Here is a 21,386-nt window from a genome sequence, read left to right as displayed (position 1 = left end):
GGAAATGCTAAGAAATGGTATTGGAGTAAGTGCGGCGGCTTGTACTGGCCGGGTAGCCGCCCCGACTTCCGTCGGGATTGATAAAAGGTCTTTAGCCTTCGGCGTTTTCTTCTTTCTCTGACTGGGCCCCGATAAAGATCGGGGCCGCTACCGGTATCACTGGGCCCCGATAAAGATCGGGGCCGCTACCCTTCGGTTACTTGGCGGAACCTCACTCTTCCCGCCCGGCGCGCACCCATGCGGCTGCAATCCGAAGCTGGGGGTAATCAACGGCGTTCCCAATTAGCCCACGCAGGTCACGGAGCGAGGCGTACGGGATCCGCTGAAGCTCCTGGGCCACGGCCTTGATAATCCCCTGCGGAACAAACCGCCGGATGTCCAGCTCCACCCCCAGCGTTATCAACTCCTCGATGTGGCTGCTGACGGTCGAGGGCTGCCGCGACGAACGGCGCGAGATTTCCTCAAGGTCGCCGCCATCTTGATAGAGTAGGTAGGTCCGTTTCAGCCGGTCGGGGATTCCTTGCGGAGTCTCTTCCTGCCATGTCTCCTCGGCCTGTAGCTGCTCAATCAGGGCGATAAATGGCGCGCCGCAGATGCCGTAGGTTGCTTCGGTCATCCCGGCAATCTCCATGAAATCGGTGCGGCTGGTGGGGAGTTCGTTCGCAATGGAAACAAGAAGATCATCGGGGCAGATTGCTTGCGGGCGCAGTCCCTCGGCACGCCCAAGCCGGTCGCGCTCCTGCTGAAGAAGCTCCAGCACTTTGGGGTTGCGGCTGCGCTCGGTTTCGTTCCCGCTCCAGCCAATGGTGAATTTTTTCAGAGCCAGATGCGCCACCGCTTCCCTTCCCGCCGGGGTGATCTTCACGGTGGGTTTCACCGCCATCGCGCTTTCCAACAATCCTTTATCAATCAGTTGTGTGGCGATGTCGGCAAGCTCGCGGCGGTCCATCTCCCGTAGCTCGCCAAAGCGGGGGTAGGTCTCCAGCCGGAACTTTGCAATCGTTGGGTTTGTGGTCCCGCGAAGCAGGTCAACAAGGGTCATTTTGCCGAACCGCCCGCCAAGCTCGTGGGCGGTGGCCAGCAGTTGCTCCATTGCGCGGCGGGTTTGCGGGCGAAGCTCCATCGGCTTGCGGTCGGCCCCGGTGTGGCAGTTGTCGCAGTGGCCGCAGCGTGGCGTTTCAATCTCGGCACAGAAATATTCCAGGATAAAATCGCGGCGGCAGCCAAGCGTTTGGGCGTAGCGTTCCATTGCGTCCAGCTTGGTAAGCGCGCGGTTGCGGGAAAGCTCAATGGAGCGTTCGTCAATCCGGACGTTGCGGATCGGGAGGCGTTCCTGCACGAACTGATATCCGGTTCCGGCGGTTGGGGGTGAGTATTGAATAAGGCGGCTTGCCATCAAGGCCCGCAGGCTTTGCTCGAACGCCTCGAACGGGATGTCGTGCTTCCGCGCAAGCTCTTCCGGGTTGAACAATGTTTCGCGGCTAAGGGATGCGCCGCCCAGCGTTCGCAGCAGTGCGGTGATGGTCTTCTTCCGGTTCTCGTCGCGGGTAAGTTGGTAGTAGTGTTGAATCTCGCGGCTATCGGCAAGGAATCGGATTCCGCCCAATCGTTCGGCACGCACTTTCCGGATGATCTCGTTCTTCTCCAACGCTCCCAAAATCCCATGGAGTGCGGACCCATGAATTTTTGCTCGCCCAATAAGGTCCCGTTCGTCGGGGACGAACACCCCTTCGTAGCGGCTTCCCAATCCAACGCGAACCATGTCCCACATGGCATCATAGACGGCATCAATGGCCGAGCGGTCGGGGTAGGTGTTGCGGATGAAGAACTCCTGCAAACGGCGGTCGCGGGTTTGGTACAGGATGGCGCAATCGCTTGGGGACCCGTCGCGCCCGGCGCGCCCGGCTTCTTGGTAGTAGGCTTCAATCGAGCCAGGAAGGTCCATGTGGATCACGTTCCGCACGTCGGCTTTATCAATCCCCATTCCAAAAGCGTTGGTGGCCACAATGCACCGCGCCCGCCCGCTGATGAACGCCTCCTGCGCGGTGGTGCGGTTGGCATCGGGAAGCCCCGCGTGGTAGATCGTCACCGGGAACCGTTCGGCATGAAGCATCGTCCCGACGCTCTCCACATTCTTTCGGGTTCCGCAGTAGATGATCGTGGAGCCGTCCCGCTGCAGCTCCTTGCTCAAAATTCCCCGTAGCTCCGCCTCCTTGTTTTCGGGGGTGATGACCTTGTAATTAAGGTTGGGGCGGTCGAACCCCCGCACGAACCTTCGCGGTTCCTTCAGGCGAAGCTGGGCGATGATGTCTTCCTGGACGTACGGGGTTGCCGTGGCGGTTAGGGCCAGCACCGGGGGGCGGTTAAGCTCGTTGATCGCTTCCCCCAGCCGCAAGTAGCTTGGGCGGAAATCGTGGCCCCACTCGCTGATGCAATGGGCTTCGTCAACGGCGAACAGGGAGATTTGGACCTCGCGGATAAGCTCAAGAAATTTCGGGCTTTCGAACCGCTCGGGGGCAACATAGACCAGGGAATAAAGCCCGTAGCGGATGTCGGTCATCCGCTGGCGGACTTCGGGGAACTCTAGAGTGGAGTTGATGGTGGTTGCCCGCACCCCGCGCGAAGCAAGGGCATCCACTTGGTCTTTCATCAAGGCAATCAGCGGGGAGACGACCAGCGTCACCCCTTTCAGCAGCAGCGCGGGGACTTGGTAGCACAGGGATTTTCCGCCGCCGGTTGGCATAATCACCAGCGTGTCGCGCCCGGAAAGTGCCGACTGGATGATCTCCTCCTGCCCGGGCCGGAACGTGGAGTAACCAAAGAAGCGTTGCAGTGCTTCGGTAGCGTTGTGTGGTCGTGCGGATTCAAGCATGAAGGAAACTACGAAGGAAGCGGTGGGATGGGAAGGGAAATTTTGGTGGCCTGGTAGAATCTTTGCGCGGAGAATCTAAAAAAAAGGCGAATGGCACGGTTCTGCCCGAAACAATGCCCCGCCCCCTTGTGTTCCCTTCGCGCCAAACGGGTGTGGGAAAGGGGCGATTCCCCTGCGCCCGCCCGTTCATCGTTTTACAACTCGCACACGACTTGCTATTGTCTGCAACAAGCGGTCGCGATTATATTTGAAGCCTTTCTTACAAGAACCCAGATCAACAATCCGATTCAACACGAAGTACGGAAGCCTGGCGGCGTGGAAGAAAACGCGTGCCAGATCAAAACCTTTGCGGAGCTGCGTCAGTGAAATCCACAACAACTCGTCTGATTCTTATCGCCCTGTCCATCATTGCGGCGGGCTTCTTCCTGTGGCCAACCTACAGGTTCTACTCGCTGGATAGCGAACGGAACGCCCTGGACTCCATTGCCCGGGTCAAGTGGGACTCCATCCACAGAGAAGATTGGGAGGATGCCCGCGCAAAGCGGATCAAGTTAGGGCTTGATTTGCAGGGGGGTATCTATATCACCATGGAGGTAGATGCGCCGGCATTGCTGCTGGAAACCGCCAACCGCGACGCGATTGACGACCCGTTCCGCAAAGCGATTGAGGCCACCGAGAGCGAGGCAAAACTCTCCGACGAACCGGTGATTGACATCTTCGCCCGCAATTTCAAGCAACACGTTGGCCCAACCGGCCACACGCTGCTGGATTATTACACGGACCTGAATCTTGGCGAAGACATCAGCGATGAAGCGATCCTTGCCAAGCTGGGGCAGAACATCAACGAGGCCGTGAACCAGGCCGAAGAGGTGATCCGCCGCCGCATTGACCGCTACGGCGTTACCGAGCCATCAATCACCAAAACCGGGCGCCGCATCATTGTGGAGCTTCCTGGTGCGAAGAACGAGGAAGAAGTGCGCGGCCTGCTGCAGACCACCGCACGTCTAGAGTTCAAGCTGGTGAAAGATGGGACCGATGTGATTGAGGTCTTCAAGAAAATTGACCAAGTGCTGGCCGGGAAAGTCAACCCGAACGACACCGCCAAGAAGGCGGCTGCCGACACCACCATTGCCAAACAGGACAGCGGCGCGGCCAAGATTGACAGCACTGCAGTGGCAAAGAAAGTGGACACTGCCAAGAAGGGCGACTCCGCCAAGAAGGCACCAGCCGACACGAACACCCAGCTTGCCCAAAACGACAGCAGCAAGAAAACCGGAAACGACAGCGCGGCAAAACCTGCCGACACCGCTGGCGACCCGAACGACCCATACAAGGGGCTAAGCGACGAGGAGAAAGGGAAGCGGTACGTGGCCGATCATCCATTCTCCACCTTGTTCCAGACGATCTACCGCCAAAACTCGGACGCAAAAGGGGAGGATGTGACGGCGATTTACGGAGGCCAAGCCAGCAGCTTCCCAAAAGGGCAGTATGATTTCTACACCAGCAAAGCCGGTGTGGAGAAAATCCGCGAATACTTGGCGCGCCCCGATGTCCGTGCGGTGATCCCTGAGGATATGGTGGTGGCATTCTCGGCCCACGGCGAAAGCCAAACCAACAAGAAAGATGACCCGCAGGCAATCTTCAGCATGTTCGTTGTCACCCGCGATGCCGAGCTAACCGGCGAGGTCATCACCGACGCGACGAAGAACTTCGACAACATGACGGGCCGCCCTGTGGTCCACATGGAGATGAGCGACGACGGATCCGACCGCTGGGCCGACATCACCGGAAAGAACATCAAGAAGCGGGTGGCGATTGTGCTGGACTCGGCGGTCTATTCGGCACCAACCGTGCAAAACCGCATCGCCGGCGGAAGCTCCCAGATCACCGGCTCGCGCGATCTTCAAGAGGCCGAGCTTCTTGCAATCGTCCTGAAAGCTGGTGCGTTAAAAGCACCGATTAAAATCATCGAAGAACGGATCGTTGGCCCGTCGCTTGGTGAGGACTCCATCAATAAAGGGATCAACTCGATGTTGCTTGCCGCTTTGTTGGTGGTGCTGTTCATGGCGATGTATTACGCCTTCGGTGGGGTGGTTGCCGATGTGGCGGTGATTATTAACGTCTATCTAACAATGGCGGTGCTTGCCGCGCTGCAAGCCACGCTGACGCTTCCTGGCATTGGCGGCTTGGTGGTCACCATCGGCATGGCAGTGGATGGCAACATCCTGATCTACGAGCGCATCCGCGAGGAGCTTGCGCGCGGGCGCGGATTGCACCAAGCGGTCAACGACGGCTACAACAAAGCGTTCGCCGCAATTATTGATACCCACTTGACCACGATCATCACCGGTATCATCCTGTTTGTGTTCGGCACCGGTCCAATCCAGGGCTTTGCCGTGACGCTTATCATCGGTATTCTGGCCACCCTGTTCACGGCGGTCTTTATGACCAAAACAGTCTTTATGATTATGCTGGATCGGGGGGCAACCTCGATCAACTTTGGCCAACCGAAGTCTCGCAAAGTCACCGAAGCCCAACAGGCCCGCGCCTAACCAACAACGCTGACGTGATGATGCGTCGCGGGTCAACAGTCCACACACTGAACATTGAACGAACGTAGGCTATGCAATTTTTCAGCAACACACATATTGACTTCATCGGCAAACGCCGGTTCTTCTACTGGGTCTCGGCAGCAATCACCGTTGCGGGGCTTATCGCGGCGTTTATCCGCGGCGTTGAGTTCGGCATTGACTTCGAGGGGGGAACCGAGGCTGCCTTCAAATTCGCAAAGGTTATTCCGCTTGATGAAATCCGCACCGCCGTGGATAACGCTGGCTTCAAAGGGTCGGAATTGAAATCGTACGGCGGCGACGACAAAGTGCTGATCCGTGTGAAGCAGGAAGCTGCCACTGTTAGCACAGGGGAAGCCAACAAGCTGGCGCGGACCCTGCAAGAAAAAATCCAGTCCGCCTTCCCTGGCAACACCATGACGCTGTTGAAGGTGGATAACATCGGCCCAAAAGTTGGCAAGGAGATGCGGGGCAAAGCGTTGCTTGCGGTGATCGTCTCGGTGATCGCCATCTTGCTGTACATCACCTTCCGGTTCGAGTTCCTGTTTGGGCTTGGCGCGGTGATCGCCCTTGTCCACGACGTTCTGGTGGCCTTCGCCCTTGCGGTGATTTTCAACGGAGTGTTTGGGCTGAACTTGGAGATGAACATGGGGATGCTGGCCGCGTTCCTGACGGTGGTTGGTTTCTCCATCAACGACACGGTGATCATCTTCGACCGTATCCGCGAGAACCGCAAGCTGCATCGCGGCGAAAACCTGATGATGTTGATGAACCGCTCCATCAACGAAACGCTTCCCCGCACCATCAACACCTCGTTGACGGTTGCGCTGGTGCTGGTGATCCTGTTGCTTTTCTCGGGCGAGGTTCTGAACGGCTTTGCGTTCACGATGTTGGTGGGCATTATCACCGGAACCTACTCCTCCATCTACATCGCCAGCGCGTTCGTTATCAGCGTGCTTGTGAAGCAAGGGAAGCTGGACCCACGTGCCGAGCGTGACTTTGCCGAGCACACGCAGCGCCTTATCGAAGAAACCCGCCAACGCAAAGCCGCAGCGGTGGCGCGGTAAAAACCTTGAACCCTTTATTCCCCTAACTCCCATGAAATTCACGGTTGAACAGACGGAACCTGCGATTATCGTTATCAACGGCGATGTGCTTGGCGGTGCCGATGCCATGGAGTTCACCAGCGGCGTGGGGGAGTTGGTTCGTGGTGGTGCGCGCCGGGTGGTGGTGGACCTTAACGCCGTGGAGCTGATGAACAGCTCGGGGTTGGGAATGCTGGTGGGGGCCGCAAAAACCGTTCGCGGGGCTGGCGGGGAATTCTGCGTTGTTGGTGCCAACCAAAAAATTCTAAGCCTGTTCAAGATGACCCGCTTAGATGCCGTGTTCCGCACCTTCGCCACGCGCGAAGATGCGCTTGCCTAAATGCCCGCCTGCGCGCCGATGCCCGGCGCGGGGTGGCCAACGGTGGCTATGAGTTCATCATGGCCGCCACACGACCACACAATCTTCATGCTCCGATTCCTGCAACGCCACGTGCGTGGCTGATTGCGGAATCGGGGCTGTTTCATGTTCCGAAAAAACCACTACCATGAGCGTCAAAATTATCGTCGGTGCACAGTGGGGGGATGAGGGGAAGGGGAAAGTTGTGGATTTGCTAACCGAGCAATCGGACGTTGTTGCGCGGTATCAAGGGGGCGCAAACGCAGGGCATACCATTGTTGTGGATGGGAAAAAATATGTGCTCCATCTGATTCCTTCCGGCATCCTTCACGACGGTGTCACCTGCGTGATTGGCAACGGAGTGGTGATTGACCCGGTGGCGTTGATGGATGAAATCCGGCGGTTGGAGTCGCTGGGCATCTCCATGAGCGGGCGGCTGAAGATCAGCCACAAGGCGCATCTTATCATGCCGTACCACAAACTGCTGGACCAGCTTCAGGAAAGCGACCAGAAGATTGGAACCACCGGGCGGGGAATCGGCCCTGCCTACATTGACAAATACAACCGCTCCGGCATCCGCATTGTGGACCTGCTGGACCGGACGTTGTTGGAGGCCAAACTGCGCCGCGCCATTGCCGAAAAAAACGAATGGTTCCGCAAAGTCTATGATGCTCCGGAGTTAGATGTTGAGAAAACGGTGGCGGAATATCTAGAGTTCGATAAGCAGATAGATGAGTATATCACCGACACCACGTCGTATCTGAACGAAGCGTGGCGCAGCGGGAAACGGTTGCTGCTGGAAGGGGCGCAAGGGGCGTTGTTGGATGTTGACCACGGGACCTATCCGTTTGTCACCAGCTCCTCGCCAACCTCTGGCGGGGCCTGCACGGGGTTGGGATTGCCGCCAACGGCCATCACCGGGGTGATCGGGATCGTCAAGGCGTACAGCACCCGCGTTGGCAACGGGCCATTCCCCACCGAGCTACACGACGAGGTTGGGGAGCGTTTGCGGAGCGAGGGGGCGGAGTTCGGCGCAACCACTGGCCGCCCGCGCCGCTGCGGCTGGCTGGACCTGTTCGCGCTCCGCTATTCGGCCATGATTAACGGCATCACCGAGATCGTCCTGACGAAGCTGGACGTGCTGAATAATTTTTCGGAGATCGGCGTTTGCACCGGCTACCAACTGGACGGGCGGACGCTGAAGTATTTCCCCAGCGAATGTGGCAGCCTTGAACGGGTGGATGCCCAGTACCAGATGCTCCCCGGCTGGAACACCAGCTTAGAAGGTTGTCGCACGTGGGAGGATCTGCCCGCCGCCGCCCGCGATTACATCAAGTTCATCGAAGAGTTCGTTGGGGCAAAAGTGACCTATCTTGGCACCGGCCCCGGGCGTGAGCAGATCGTGATCCGGTAATTACGCCAGCATATCGGCGAATGTAATCGGCGCAGGTGATGGGTGGGCATCATCTGCGCCGTTTGTCTATGAGCTGGTTCATAGATCTTTTGGGGAAGAACTCAGCGGGCAAGGTGGCGGTTGGAGGCGTTGCAGGCGGCGAATTCTCGGTGGTAAACCATATCTTTGTCAGCCAAGCAATCAATGTTCTTACAACAAAGCAATGCAGCCGAAGGATAGAAAGAAGTATAAAATGGAGTTTAAAAAAGAGCTTGAGAGTTTCACTGGCAAGCTCAAAAGGTATGTGTCCACTGAAAATGGTGATTGGGCAATAAAAGGTTTTATTGATGTTTATAAGAACATCTACACGATTTCTTCCGATACGAAAATCGTTTCTAAAATCCTCGAAATACACATCTTTCCGCAAATCGTGCAATTCGCTGAAAGCATTGGCTTTAATATTGTTCTTGCTGAAAAACAGAATTGGTATCCTGATTTAACGTTCATACGAAAAGATGATGAAGACGTGAAGTTTGCTGTTGATATTAAAACTACTGTCAGGAGAAATGATAAAACCGCTGGGTTTACCCTTGGTAGCCACGGAGGGTATTTTAAGGAGCGGGAAAAGAGCAAAAACATTCAGTTTCCATACAATCATTATCTAGGACATTACTGCATAGGAATTATTTACACTCGAGCAGATTCCCTTGATAGTCTTTCGGAAATTCAATCCTTTCAAGTACAAGAGCTTCAGGAAGAGTTCGACCTATTGAGCAAAAAAAGCAGTGAGCGTCAAGTGACAACGATAAAAAATCTAAAATCCATTACTTCGGTAATAAAAGACTTTGATTTCTTTGCGGCAGAGAAATGGAAAATTGCGAGCGATAAACAAGGGTCAGGGAACACGGCAAATATTGGATCAATTCTTGACATACAAGACCTGAAGAATGAAAATGGAGTTTTTAGCAAATTAGGAGAGGAATGGTTCGACGAGTATTGGATGAATTATGGCTCAGCTACGATGATGAAAAATGGCAAGCCAACAAAAATCACGACTCTCAAAGATTTTTTAGAATTCAAAGGAAGAACAGACCTTTGGAGTAAGATCGTCTCTAAATCTTCAAATAAAAAAGAAAAATGAGAGTGATTGTCCCTCCCATAAAAAGCCAAGGCATAAAAACCAAATTGGTTTCTTGGATTATGGACGTTGCGCCTAAAGTTTTAGGTGCATGGATAGAACCATTTCTTGGAACAGGTGTTGTGGCTTTTAATTCAGGGTATAAAAAGGCAATACTCAACGACTCAAACCCTCATATCATCAATTTTTATAAAGGCATTCAACAGAAGGTTATTACAGCCTCTTTAATGAAACAGTATCTGGAGAAAGAGGGGAAGCTGCTCAGCATGGCAGACAATAATGGATATGAGCATTATTTGAAAATCCGAAGCCGTTTTAATAGCGGTGAATTTTCACCATATGACTTTATTTTTTTATCAAGAGCGGGTTTTAATGGGATGATGCGTTTTGGAAGCAAGGGCAATTGGAATATCCCGTTTTGCAAAAAGCCAGATCGCTTTACTCAAGCGTACATTACAAAAATTACTAACCAAATAACGGCGGTAGATGGCGTTATCCAACCTGAACCTAATTGGATATTTTATAATAAATCTTTCGCAGACATCATTCCTCTTGCAACAGTGCGCGACCTTGTTTACTGTGACCCACCGTACTTCGGTCGGCACACTGATTACTACAACGGCTGGACAGAGAAAGATGAGGAAACATTGTTCCACTTGCTTTCCGAAACTAAAGCGAAATTCATTCTTTCAACATGGCATCATAACGATTGGAGAAAAAATGAGATGATTGATAAATTCTGGAAGAAATTCAATATCATTACTAGGGATCACTTCTATCATAATGGTGCCAGTATGGAGAACAGGAGGACAATCGTTGAGGCGTTGGTCTGCAATTTCGATATAGATACGATTGCACAGCACAACCACGGGGTAAAATCACAATCACAGGCCGAGCAATTAACCATTCCTTGGAATTATAGTGTGGGACATAACATTCCATAAAAGTTGGAGGGAGTGTTTCGTGAAAGGAATTACGTGCTCAATGATACCTTGAAAATCGGTTCGTAGAAATTTCGTATCCATGATGTTGCATAATTCCCTTGACGGGGTCAGCTACAAAACCACGAAGACGACGCACCGGCTTGATCTGAAATTCAGCGTGATCGTCAACTTGGGTTTTGGTGGGGACCAGGTTGTCGCGCTGAACACGAACTCCATCACCAGAACAACGTGGACCAGTGCCGAGCTTGGGGCAATCATCCGCGAGGAGCGCGAAGCAAAGGCAATCAACCTGGGAAGCTACACCGGCATAACCCTTCCGGTGATACCGGCCTACGGTTCGGTGACAGCAATGACGAAGGTGCTTGCCAAAGGGAGTTAGGCCCAGAGATAGACTGGCAAAGAGTAAATAGAACAACGGCATCTTGCTTGATTGCAAGATGCCGTTGTTGTTTGCGGGGGGGGGGTACTTCGGCCTTGAGAAGGTCAGAGCGGCTACCTCGCTCCATTGGTAGCCACCCCAAGTGTACCCTGTTCATGTTCCCTTTGATATTTTTTTACCTGCTCTGTCACGTTTTACAGCATTCCGGCATATATGCAATGGCAAGGGCATTGATGAAAGGAATCTCTTGCGAGCGATGGCCCGTTTTTAACGGGAAGGATGGCGACGAAGCACCCGCTTTCTGGTACCCGTCAGGAATTGCTTTTTTGGAGTGTTCAAAGGCTCCTGCAACCGCAGCGTACCCTTACTACGCCGAGGCAGCAGGAATCAAGAACCGTAAGGGACAAAAAGGCTGTACTACCGACTACAACAAACACCAACCTTTTTGGAACAATGAAACAAACAACGCCGATCACAATGTGCCAGACATGGCGCAAGAAGTGTAGCATGGGAATAACCAAGCTACGGATGCTAAGTATTGCCACAATAGCGATACTTATTACGACGACATATTCCGGTTTGGCGCAGTGCCCCACTGGCTTCGCAGGACCATTTACAACAACAATAACAGTGGTGTTACCACCACCATGCGGTACCACTACTGTTCAGGTAGAGTACTGTGTTGGTAGTACATATATTGGACCAGTTAGCCAATATCGTATTACTAAGGTGACAATAGTTTCTTCTGGTACACCCTGTGTTATTGATGGTGCAAATATGAGGATAATCGCTAAGGCACTTATTGAAAATAATCCTGCTGGATTAAATTGTGCTGGGAATTGCCCAACAGTTATACCAATAATGAAAGTAGGATGGGGAAATTGTGGACATACGGTAAATGGTGTCTGGGAACCATGCCCTTCCGCAGCAAACGATGGTTGTGGAGACCTTTATGAGATATGTTGCCGTTGCGATGGCACTTTGCGGGCGTTTTATAAAGGTTCTTCACCATCGGATCAATGTGAATACGAAACTGGGTGTACTACAATGTGCCCGCCAGCTGGTACTCCCGAACCAACGCAATGCCCGTAATGAGGATAAGATCGCATGGGTGTTGAATCATAGTGCTCTTCAACTCTGAAGAGCACTATGATTCATTTGTACTGGTAATTTTTTTCTTGTATCGGTGACATTCTTAAGAATGACCGAGTCTTTATCAAAGAACCAACGATCTGTGTAACTACAAACCCAATTTCCCAATGGCGCATCTTTTTACTCAAATAACACCACAGCTACACGGCTGGAACATTTATCGGCACTCGCTTACCATCTTCTTCGTGCTATTCATAGTTGGGTATAGCAGTATTGCTCAAACATGGCAAGAAGTGGCAACCGACAACTATGGAGTTGCATGGTTAGATAATCAGACAATTATAGTTGTGGGGGATAACGGTGTCATTATGCGCTCAGAGGATGCTGGTCTAACATGGAACTATGTGCCAAGTGGCACACGAGAAGTGTTGCTTGATGTCCATTTCTTCGACAAAAAAGAAGGGTTTGCTGTTGGAACGCAAGGGGTGTGTATTTATACTAACGATGGAGGACAAACATGGAGTCCGGTTCAATTACCAGCAGCCGGAACTATCTCAGGTGTAGATTTTCCAACAAGACTGAAAGGGTGGGCAGTGGGTGATAGCGGAAAAGTTATTAGCACTACTGATGGAGGAAAAACATGGAACGAATTAGTATCGGGTACAATAAGCTATTTGATAGATGTAAAATTTATTGATAGCCTGACTGGCGTTGTCTGTGGATTAAATAATACACTGCTTCAAACCGACAATGGAGGAGGGGCATGGCATAAGGTGTCGTTATCGAACGATTCATTAGTTCGCTATACAGGAATAGATATTCTGAATGATACCATCGTGGTTGTTGGGTACCGAATTGGACCGTCACGCGCCCCAATTATTCAGATCAGTCGCGACAAGGGAAAGACTTGGAGTGTGGCTCAGACAGCAGCATTGAATATCTATCCAGAAGCTGTAAAAATTATTGGGAATGGTAGAATAATAGCTACAGGTAATTTCCCGAGGGCAACTGATACGTTGGGAGTTAAAGTTGTTGCTTCAGATAATGGAGGGGAAACTTGGCAAGAAATACAAACAGGATTGTTAGCCGAATGGTATCCGCTGACGGCAATAGACTTTAGCAAGAGTGGGAAAATAACAGCCGTAGGGCGGCAAGCAAGCATTATTGTAAGCAATGACACGGGGCGCACATGGCAAACGCGTTCCTATGCACGACTGTGGTCTAGCTCCCATTTCCCTCAATTTACATTGCCAATGTATGCATCCCATTTTTATAGTTCTTCATCGGGAATCGTCATTGGGGGATCTGCATATGGCACAACATTGCGCACCGAAGATGCTGGATTAACTTGGCATACATACGAGGCACCAAGTGCATTGTATAGCCTTGCAGCATTAGATAAGCAACAGCTAATTGGACTCCCTTTTGAAAGTGGCACGTTATATACTTCTTCTGACCAAGGAAGAAGATGGGAAGCTATCAGACCAAATTTTCATGATAAACGGTATAGTAGCGGAACAGCACTGCAATTTTTAAATAGTAGAGATGGATATTTTGGTGCCGATAGCTTAGTGTTTTATACAAGCGATGGTGGTGCATCGTGGCAATGGAGAGAAATTCCTGTTTATCGTGGTAAAATCTCACAGTTGTTAGTGGTCAATCATAACACTATGTGGGCTTCGCTTGTTAGTATTCCAGAAGATGCTCATATATTGGATTCTCATTTTGTTTGCCGCCTTTATCGTACAACAAATGGTGGCGTTGAATGGCAACAAATTCGGCAATCATATTCCGAACAAAATCATAATTATCAGAGTTTTTATTTCCGCAATGCTACAGAAGGTTGGATAAGTTTTGGAGTTTCTGGATGGTCTCCGCTTCCAAGTTACATACTCCATACTACTGATGGCGGGGAAACTTGGGACTCGGTAGAAGTATCGGGTGGAACAGTCAACCATATCCAGTTCTACAGCGATTCGTTAGGCTATGCTGTTGGTGGCAATGCATTAATCATGAAAACCACGGATGGAGGTAAATCATGGAATCGAGAATACCCGTGGCCATATCAAGCAAGAGATACCGCCGTAATATTTTTGGGTTCGGCATTGCTCCCTGGCTCAAGAACGATCATTGTGTATGGCGATGGAGTGTTAGTTCGTGGGGCATTTGATTCACCAGCGACATCGGTTCCAACTCTGGGTGCGCCATCATCCAACATCACCATTCGTGTTCTGCCGACAATCTCCGCAGCAAGTAAGCGCCAAATAGAGATTCATGGGGCACGCGCCGCACGGCGCATCAGCCTGTATGATATGCTTGGGACAAAAGTCTATGATCGCGTTTTGCAGGAGCGTCGGTGGGATCAAGATAAAGAGGTGATAGAAGTGGATCTGGACGAACTCCCAAGCGGCTCCTATCGTGTGATGGTGACAACCGAGGAAGGAGAGTACAGTGCTCCGTTAGTGGTGGTGAAATAAGCTCAAACCCAGTCAGGATGCTGCCGATAGTACACGAGCAATGAATAGGTATATGAACGACCGTTTGAAAGAGCATGAGATCATCGTCCTACAATCCCCTAAGTTGGTGGTGCTTGCTGTGGATAACCATAAGTCGAGTTCTGGTTGCACAGACTCCTATTCCACCGCCGTTGCTACCCACCGGAACTTTGATCAACTGTTCCTTTGTTCAATCATCTTCATGGAACACTCTGCAAGGTGATGAATCCATAGTTTCAGCACGGATTTCTACTCGCAGTAACTATCAGTGGAATTTTACACCATGCACCTTCCGCACAACCTTTACAACATTGATCGGTGGCAGCTACCGTGCTGACTCCATTCCACAAAACGCTTTTCGCCTGAGTGATAATGAGGCGTTTGCCGAAGCAATTATTGTGCTGCCGCTTGGATGGATGGTTAATCCTTACGCTAGTGCCAATTTCCGCACGCCTCTGACCGAATCGTTTGCCATTGTTGGTGGACAGCGAATTCGCACAGCAAACCTTTGGGATCCGGTAACATCGCAACAGGCACTTGGCGGTACTTATTTTCTTGGAAGCAAAACTGCTTCATGGAGTTCACGACTCGGCTTCACGTTACAGCAGCTTCGTGCACACTATCACACACAACAAACCAACGATGTACGAACCCCAGAAATTGAGGCTTACAAAGCTCAGTCGGGAGTTGAATGGGTCAATGAGATGTCGGCCCAGATAGACTCATCGCTCACATACACGGGACGTTTTGGGATGTTCGGATCATTCGACGATGTTAGGGTATGGGCTGTGCGATCGGAGAACGAGTTACGAGTGAAGGTGTGGAAGTTTATTGGAGTAACGTGGAATTTTACGGTGGTGCAAGATGTAAGGCAAACCCGGCGCACCCAGATACGCCAATCGCTGACACTGGGGATTATGCAAGATTTTTGAGAGGGGAGCCATCGAAGCATCGCCAAAGCCAACAAGACTTCACAACTGTGGCAAACCTTCTAGAACAAAGTATAGGATCGAAACTACAGGATACTACATATAGGAGTTTGGTAATGGCCTCCTCGCCCCGCCAGCAAAGAACAACAGTAACGGAAGAATGGTTGTACCTTATTGAAGTTGCTAATCCCATACTTTTGAGATGGCTTCGATGGAATGTGAGCGAAGAATATGCACGAGAAGAAATCCTTAGTGAAGCAAAAGCAAAAGCGTGGTTAGAATTTCACCAGTGGGATCCAGAACGAAGTTTCACATACTGGATGCTCGGAATTCTTAAACATGAAGCTCAAAAATATCAACGCAGGGAGCAGCGAAAAGGAGGAGCCAGTATAAACCATGAATCATTTGATGAAAATATCCACGTGGGAGTGGGAGTGGGAGTGGGAGTGGGAGTGGGAGTGGGAGTGGGAGTGGGAGTGGGAGTGGGAGTATTCATTGACGCACACATAGATTGGGAGAGAATCAAGAATGTGTTGAGTGAAGAAGAACAGATGATTGTCTATTACCACTTTGGGCTACTCTATAGTTATAAAGAGATTGCTCAGGAACTTGGAAAGAGTGAGGAAGCAATACGACAAAAAGGGAACCGAGCGAAAGAGAAATTGAAGCGCAATTTCCCCGAATTACATGACTTGTACTAATACAGGTCTTGAGCTACGTCCAAAGGAAAGAAGTCAACCTACAATACGTCAGTACCTCTTCTGAGCATAACAGTCGCCTCTCATCATTCAACTCCTAATAATTTTTATCGAAGCCTCATTCATGGATGATGGAATAAGGCGGGGTGTGTTGATGCCTTGCAGGAAGCAAGGTGTTGCTGATACTCTTCTCGCCAAAATAGAGTTTTGTGTTCATGCAGTATTCTTGCTTTGCGCGGGCGGGTCTATCAAAGCTCTATCAAAGATTGTCATCCCCCAAAATATCCTCCGGGTTTGATGCTCCCGATTCCTTACTTTTCATCGTGATGTCCAACAACCCAATTCTTATCATCAGCGGCGAGCAATCGGGGGAGACGTATGCCGGGCTGCTGGTTCGCGAACTGCAGCGGATCAACCCTGCGCTCAAGTTTTACGGAACGGGAGGGGAGAGGATGAAGGAAGCAGGGGTGGAGTTGCTCCATCACATCAACCAGATGGCGGTGGTGGGGATCAGCGAAGTTGTGCGGAAGTACCGGACCCTTCGGGGAATCTTTACGGATGTGGTGAACTCCATCCCAAACCACTCCCCACAACTGGCAATCTTGGTGGATTACCCTGGCTTCAACCTGAAATTGGCTGCGGTGCTGAAGGAGCGCGGGATCCCGGTTGTTTGGTTCATGGCTCCGCAAGTCTGGGCCTGGAAGGAGTCCCGCGTGAAGCAGATGCGCCGGGTGATTGACACGCTGGTTGTTGGCTTCAAGTTCGAGGTGGAGTATTTCCGGGGGCATGGCATCGCCGCCAACTACTTTGGGCATCCGCTGGTTGATCTTCTCACGGAATTGGAATCGCAAAAGCGGGCTGCATTGCCGAACTCCATCCCAACCATTGCCTACTTGCCGGGGAGCCGAAAAGGGGAGATTGCGCGCCATTGGCCGCTGGTGAGGGAGGTGGCGGCGTTGTTGGGCGAGCGGTTCCGGCACGTGGTGCAGCGTGCCCCTTCGATACCGCCGGATCTGCTTCTGGGGAACGGAGCCAACATCGAAATTCTTAGCCAACCCCACAGCGCGCTGATGCAGGCCGATGTCGCGTTGGTGAAATCGGGAACCTCCACAATGGAGGCAACGATTTTTGGGGTGCCGTACGCGTTGTTCTACCGGACCTCCGCCATCAACTTTGCGATCTTCAGCCGGCTTGCAAAGGTTCGGCAGCTGGGGATAGCGAACATCATTGCGGGGAAGGAGATCGTTCGGGAATTCCTGCAAACGGATGCCACCCCGCAACGCTTGGCCGATGAAATCCGAAGGCTGGCCACCGATGCCGGCTATCGCCAGCAAGTGGCGGCGGATTTGCTGCAGGTCCGCAACAGTTTGGAGGCCCCGGGCGTGCACGCACGCATTGCCGAGCATATCGCCAGCACGTACGGTTTGCGCCCAGCAACTGCCCGGTAGCTTGGAGTTCGTGCCATTTTGTTAGTCGTTGTTTTTTGCCAAAAAAATGCTTGGCAGCCGCTACCCGCTTCGCCTATATTTGCAGGCTCTTAAACGAAGGGGGTCAACAACCCCCCGCACAGCCAAGGGCAGGTGGCCGAGTGGTTAATGGCGGCAGACTGTAAATCTGCTCTCTTACGAGTACGGAGGTTCGAATCCTTCCCTGCCCACTTCAGTTCTTTGTCAGATTTATTTGCGAGTGACGTTACGGCTCCGGGGAAACAGACCGGGGAAGACTACCGCTCAGAACAAGTTCGCCACACGGTGGGCTTGTCGGCTGGGAAGCCATGCGGGAGTTGCTCATCAGCACGATGTTGGGGCGTTTGCCATCACGGGTGAACAACCTCCATCATCTCTTCCCTGATCGAATCCCACCGCCTTCGTCACATCATAGCAAGTAGAGTGTTTACGCTCACGTAGCTCAGTTGGTAGAGCACGTCCTTGGTAAGGACGAGGTCACCGGTTCAATCCCGGTCGTGAGCTCTCTCTCAATACCGTTCGTTAAGCGGGAGTAACTCAGTTGGTAGAGTCACAGCCTTCCAAGCTGTTGGTCGCGGGTTCGAGTCCCGTCTCCCGCTCTATCCTTTATCATTTCGGAAACCGAAAACCATGCGCGACATCATTACACTGGAATGCACCGAGTGCAAGCGTCGTAACTACACCGCGACGAAAAACAAGAAGAAGCAATCAGGGCGTGTGGAATACAAAAAATTCTGCAAGTGGGACAACAAACGCACCGTCCACAAAGAAACACGCTAACCACGCGGTTTACGGATGTAGCTCAATTGGTAGAGCACCCCGATTTGCAATCGGGGAGGTTGCCCAACAGAATAGAGTGTTTACGGGTGTAGCTCAATTGGTAGAGCACCCCGATTTGCAATCGGGGAGGTTGCCCAATAGAATAGAGTGTTTACGGGTGTAGCTCAATTGGTAGAGCACCCCGATTTCCAATCGGGGAGGTTGCCCAACAGAATAGAGCGTTTACGGGTGTAGCTCAATTGGTAGAGCACCCCGATTTCCAATCGGGGAGGTTGCCCAACAGAATAGAGCGTTTACGGGTGTAGCTCAATTGGTAGAGCACCCCGATTTCCAATCGGGGAGGTTGCCCAACAGAATAGAGCGTTTACGGGTGTAGCTCAATTGGTAGAGCACCCTGATTTCCAATCGGGGAGGTTGCCCAACAGAATAGAGCGTTTACGGGTGTAGCTCAATTGGTAGAGCACCCTGATTTCCAATCGGGGAGGTTGCCCAACAGAATAGAGCGTTTACGGGTGTAGCTCAATTGGTAGAGCACCCCGATTTCCAATCGGGGAGGTTGCCCAACAGAATAGAGCGTTTACGGGTGTAGCTCAATTGGTAGAGCACCCCGATTTCCAATCGGGGAGGTTGCCCAACAGAATAGAGCGTTTACGGGTGTAGCTCAATTGGTAGAGCACCCCGATTTCCAATCGGGGAGGTTGCCCAACAGAATAGAGCGTTTACGGGTGTAGCTCAATTGGTAGAGCAGCGGTCTCCAAAACCGCAGGTTGCGGGTTCAAGTCCTGCCGCCCGTGCAAGTTGAGAAAGGGGTGGAGCATCCCGATTTCCAATCGGGAAGGTTGCGGGTTCAAGTCCTGCCGCCCGTGCAAGTTGAGAAAGGGGTAGAGCATCCCGATTCCAATCGGGAAGGTTGCGGGTTCAAGTCCTGCCGCCCGTGCAAGTTGAGAAAGGGGTAGAGCATCCCGATTCCAATCGGGAAGGTTGCGGGTTCAAGTCCTGCAAGAATCAGATATTTCAGAGGGATAGACGATACTTATGAAGCAGACTATCGTTGGTTTTGTTCGCGATGTCAGCAGCGAGATGAAGAAAGTCTCGTGGCCGACCAAGGAGCAATTACAGGAATCCACCGCTGTCACCATCGTTGTATGCTTATGCGTGGTGGTGATGGTTGGCGTTGCTGATTTTGTCCTGACCAAACTCTTTGGACTTCTGTTTTAAGGCTCCTGCCCAATGTACCAACCTGAACATACGGCAACCGCTGGCGGCGAAATGGCGATTCAGCGCCGCTGGTACGCTATCCGAACCTACTCCGGGCACGAACTTCGTGTGAAGCAGATTCTGGATAGCGAAATTAAGCGGCTTGGGCTTGATGAGCTTGTCCCCAACGTCCTGATCCCCCTTGAAAAAGTCTTTGAAGTTCGCGACGGCAAAAAACGAACCCGCCAGAAAAATTTCTTGCCAGGGTATGTGTTGGTCGAGGCGGTGCTGAACAAGAAGGTGAAAGATTTGATCCAAAACACTCCTTCGGTTATCAGCTTCGTTGGAACCAAAACCGAACCAACCCCGCTTCAGCCGGATGAGATCAATAAAATTTTGGACAGGGTGGAGGAGCGGAAGCACGTGGAGACGATCGTGGATGCCTTCCGCGAAGGCGACCCGGTGAAGGTGATCGAAGGACCGTTCAACAACTTCAGCGGTGTGGTTCGCGAAGTCAATATGAGCAAGCAAAAACTGAAAGTGGAGGTCTCCATTTTCGGGCGCAAAACCCCAGTGGAATTGGATTTTTCGCAAGTGGAGATGGAGCGATAAGGCTCCGTGATAGAATAGGAAAGCAGAGAACATAGCAACAGCAAATAGAGTTCCGTCATGGCAAAGAAATTACTCGGCACGTTCAAGCTCCAGATCACCGCAGGTTCGGCAACAATGGCTCCGCCCGTTGGTCCGGCGTTCGGTCAGCGCGGCTTGAACGGCATGGAGTTCGTGAAGCAGTTCAACGCAAAAACGCAGAAGGATGGGGGGATTCTGACACCAGTTCTCGTCAGTTTCTACTCCGATAAAACCTTCACGTTTGTTGTAAAAAGCCCACCCGCTGCGGTCTTGATTATCAAAGAACTTGGCATCCCGAAAGGTTCTGCCGAGCCAAACCGCAACAAAGTCGCCAAGGTCAAGCGTTCGCAGTTGGAAGAGATCGCCAAGCTGAAAATGAACGATTTGAACTGCGACACCATCGAAAGCGCGGTCTCGATGATGGCCGGAACAGCACGCTCGATGGGCATCACCGTCGAAGACTAATTCCCCGCGCCCCGGCTCCGCTTCCGAAGCAAGCACGGCGGCTTCTGCGCCAAGACGTTCTCCACACAGTCACCATTTGACTTCCCCGCAACAACGCGGCGGATGGATTGAAGATTTTAGATATGTCAAAGCATAGCAAACGATTCAGCAACATCACTCGCAAGGTTGATAAGAACAACCCGTACGAGCTTCGCCAGGCGGTTCAACTTGTCAAGGAGAACGCAACGGCAAAGTTCGACGAGTCGGTAGATATCGCCATTCGTCTTGGTGTGGACCCGCGTAAGGCGGACCAGATGGTTCGTGGAACGGTATCGCTGCCGCACGGTATCGGCAAAACCGTCCGTGTTGCCGTCATCACCCGCGAAGCCAAGCAGCAAGACGCTCGCGAGGCCGGTGCCGATCACGTCGGGTTCGAGGATATGCTGGAGAAGATCAAAGGGGGGTGGACCGATGTTGACGTTATCATCGCTACTCCCGATGTGATGGGCGAGCTTGGCAAGCTAGGCAAAATCCTTGGCCCGCGCGGCCTGATGCCAAACCCGAAATCGGGAACGGTCACCACCGACGTCGGCACAGCCGTACGTGAGGTGAAAGCCGGTAAAATCGAGTACCGCGTTGACCGCGCTGGCGTGGTTCACGCTTCGGTTGGCAAAGCCTCGTTCGAGCTTGATAAGCTGATGGATAACATCCAAAGTTTTGTTGGAAGCATCCTTCGCGCAAAACCACAGACGGCCAAAGGAAAATACGTCCGTGGCATCACGCTTAGCTCCACCATGGGGCCTGGGGTTCCGGTGCTGGAGGCCACCTTCACGGGTGTTGCCGACCACCACTAATCTCTCTACGTTTCGATTACGCACTCCCCCTTCGATCCATGATGCTCAACGATTGGTAGAAG

At 52.0% G+C, this 21,386-nt stretch carries 18 protein-coding genes and 4 tRNA genes; 21 read left to right on the top strand and 1 reads right to left on the bottom strand.

Annotation, left to right across the window (positions count from 1 at the left end; all coding sequences use genetic code 11):
- Positions 1 to 211 precede the first annotated feature (211 nt).
- The gene (locus tag IPM61_16235; GenBank protein ID MBK8912853.1) at positions 212 to 2,872 is read right to left on the bottom strand and encodes a RecQ family ATP-dependent DNA helicase; all 2,661 of its coding nucleotides are present in this window, start codon (positions 2,870 to 2,872) and stop codon (positions 212 to 214) included.
- Positions 2,873 to 3,234: 362 nt separating this feature from the next.
- Between IPM61_16235 and secD the strand changes: the two genes are divergently transcribed.
- The 21 genes from secD (at position 3,235) to IPM61_16130 (ending at position 21,324) form a co-directional block, all read left to right on the top strand.
- A complete protein-coding gene (gene secD / locus IPM61_16230) occupies positions 3,235 to 5,424 on the top strand; it encodes a protein translocase subunit SecD (GenBank protein MBK8912852.1) in 2,190 nt (729 codons plus the stop codon).
- Between the two features lie 71 nt (positions 5,425 to 5,495).
- Positions 5,496 to 6,509 carry a protein translocase subunit SecF gene (secF, locus tag IPM61_16225; GenBank protein MBK8912851.1) on the top strand — a complete coding sequence of 338 codons (1,014 nt, stop codon included), beginning with the start codon at positions 5,496 to 5,498 and terminating at the stop codon, positions 6,507 to 6,509.
- 31 nt (positions 6,510 to 6,540) lie between these two features.
- A complete protein-coding gene (locus IPM61_16220; protein MBK8912850.1) occupies positions 6,541 to 6,867 on the top strand; it encodes an STAS domain-containing protein in 327 nt (108 codons plus the stop codon).
- A 166-nt stretch (positions 6,868 to 7,033) separates the two neighbouring features.
- Positions 7,034 to 8,299, top strand: a complete 1,266-nt coding sequence (locus tag IPM61_16215) for an adenylosuccinate synthase (protein ID MBK8912849.1) — start codon at positions 7,034 to 7,036, stop codon at positions 8,297 to 8,299.
- 202 nt (positions 8,300 to 8,501) lie between these two features.
- Positions 8,502 to 9,419 (top strand): EcoRV family type II restriction endonuclease, encoded by a 918-nt coding sequence (locus IPM61_16210; GenBank protein ID MBK8912848.1) that lies wholly within the window; start codon positions 8,502 to 8,504, stop codon positions 9,417 to 9,419.
- Positions 9,416 to 10,360: a Dam family site-specific DNA-(adenine-N6)-methyltransferase gene (locus IPM61_16205; GenBank protein ID MBK8912847.1), complete on the top strand. Its 945-nt coding sequence runs from the start codon at positions 9,416 to 9,418 to the stop codon at positions 10,358 to 10,360. The genes IPM61_16210 and IPM61_16205 overlap by 4 nt, the downstream gene beginning before the upstream one ends.
- A 79-nt stretch (positions 10,361 to 10,439) precedes the next feature.
- Positions 10,440 to 10,739 (top strand): hypothetical protein, encoded by a 300-nt coding sequence (locus tag IPM61_16200; protein ID MBK8912846.1) that lies wholly within the window; start codon positions 10,440 to 10,442, stop codon positions 10,737 to 10,739.
- 155 nt (positions 10,740 to 10,894) lie between these two features.
- The gene (locus IPM61_16195; GenBank protein ID MBK8912845.1) at positions 10,895 to 11,245 is read left to right on the top strand and encodes a hypothetical protein; all 351 of its coding nucleotides are present in this window, start codon (positions 10,895 to 10,897) and stop codon (positions 11,243 to 11,245) included.
- Between the two features lie 753 nt (positions 11,246 to 11,998).
- A complete protein-coding gene (locus IPM61_16190; GenBank protein MBK8912844.1) occupies positions 11,999 to 14,308 on the top strand; it encodes a hypothetical protein in 2,310 nt (769 codons plus the stop codon).
- Positions 14,309 to 14,496: 188 nt separating this feature from the next.
- The gene (locus IPM61_16185) at positions 14,497 to 15,258 is read left to right on the top strand and encodes a hypothetical protein (protein ID MBK8912843.1); all 762 of its coding nucleotides are present in this window, start codon (positions 14,497 to 14,499) and stop codon (positions 15,256 to 15,258) included.
- Positions 15,259 to 15,371: 113 nt separating this feature from the next.
- The gene (locus IPM61_16180; GenBank protein MBK8912842.1) at positions 15,372 to 15,956 is read left to right on the top strand and encodes a sigma-70 family RNA polymerase sigma factor; all 585 of its coding nucleotides are present in this window, start codon (positions 15,372 to 15,374) and stop codon (positions 15,954 to 15,956) included.
- A 323-nt stretch (positions 15,957 to 16,279) separates the two neighbouring features.
- Complete coding sequence (gene lpxB, locus IPM61_16175) at positions 16,280 to 17,401, top strand: lipid-A-disaccharide synthase (protein ID MBK8912841.1); 1,122 nt, start codon at positions 16,280 to 16,282, stop codon at positions 17,399 to 17,401.
- Positions 17,402 to 17,527: 126 nt separating this feature from the next.
- Positions 17,528 to 17,610: transfer RNA gene (locus IPM61_16170), tRNA-Tyr, on the top strand.
- Positions 17,611 to 17,850: 240 nt separating this feature from the next.
- Positions 17,851 to 17,923, top strand: a tRNA-Thr gene (locus tag IPM61_16165).
- A gap of 22 nt (positions 17,924 to 17,945) precedes the next feature.
- A tRNA-Gly gene (locus tag IPM61_16160) sits at positions 17,946 to 18,018 on the top strand.
- Between the two features lie 31 nt (positions 18,019 to 18,049).
- A complete protein-coding gene (gene rpmG / locus IPM61_16155) occupies positions 18,050 to 18,199 on the top strand; it encodes a 50S ribosomal protein L33 (protein ID MBK8912840.1) in 150 nt (49 codons plus the stop codon).
- A gap of 721 nt (positions 18,200 to 18,920) precedes the next feature.
- A tRNA-Trp gene (locus IPM61_16150) sits at positions 18,921 to 18,993 on the top strand.
- A 241-nt stretch (positions 18,994 to 19,234) separates the two neighbouring features.
- Positions 19,235 to 19,417 (top strand): preprotein translocase subunit SecE, encoded by a 183-nt coding sequence (gene secE / locus IPM61_16145; protein MBK8912839.1) that lies wholly within the window; start codon positions 19,235 to 19,237, stop codon positions 19,415 to 19,417.
- Positions 19,418 to 19,468: 51 nt separating this feature from the next.
- Positions 19,469 to 20,008 (top strand): transcription termination/antitermination factor NusG, encoded by a 540-nt coding sequence (gene nusG, locus IPM61_16140; GenBank protein MBK8912838.1) that lies wholly within the window; start codon positions 19,469 to 19,471, stop codon positions 20,006 to 20,008.
- Positions 20,009 to 20,065: 57 nt separating this feature from the next.
- On the top strand, positions 20,066 to 20,491 hold the full coding sequence (gene rplK / locus IPM61_16135) for a 50S ribosomal protein L11 (protein MBK8912837.1): 426 nt from the start codon (positions 20,066 to 20,068) through the stop codon (positions 20,489 to 20,491).
- 122 nt (positions 20,492 to 20,613) lie between these two features.
- Positions 20,614 to 21,324, top strand: coding sequence for a 50S ribosomal protein L1 (locus tag IPM61_16130; protein ID MBK8912836.1), 711 nt, complete (start codon positions 20,614 to 20,616; stop codon positions 21,322 to 21,324).
- Positions 21,325 to 21,386 lie beyond the last annotated feature (62 nt).

The sequence above is a fragment of the Chlorobiota bacterium genome (genome assembly GCA_016710285.1).
Taxonomy (GTDB): Bacteria; Bacteroidota; Ignavibacteria; order OLB7; family OLB7; genus OLB7.
This window is presented reverse-complemented; position numbering and strand designations above follow the sequence as displayed.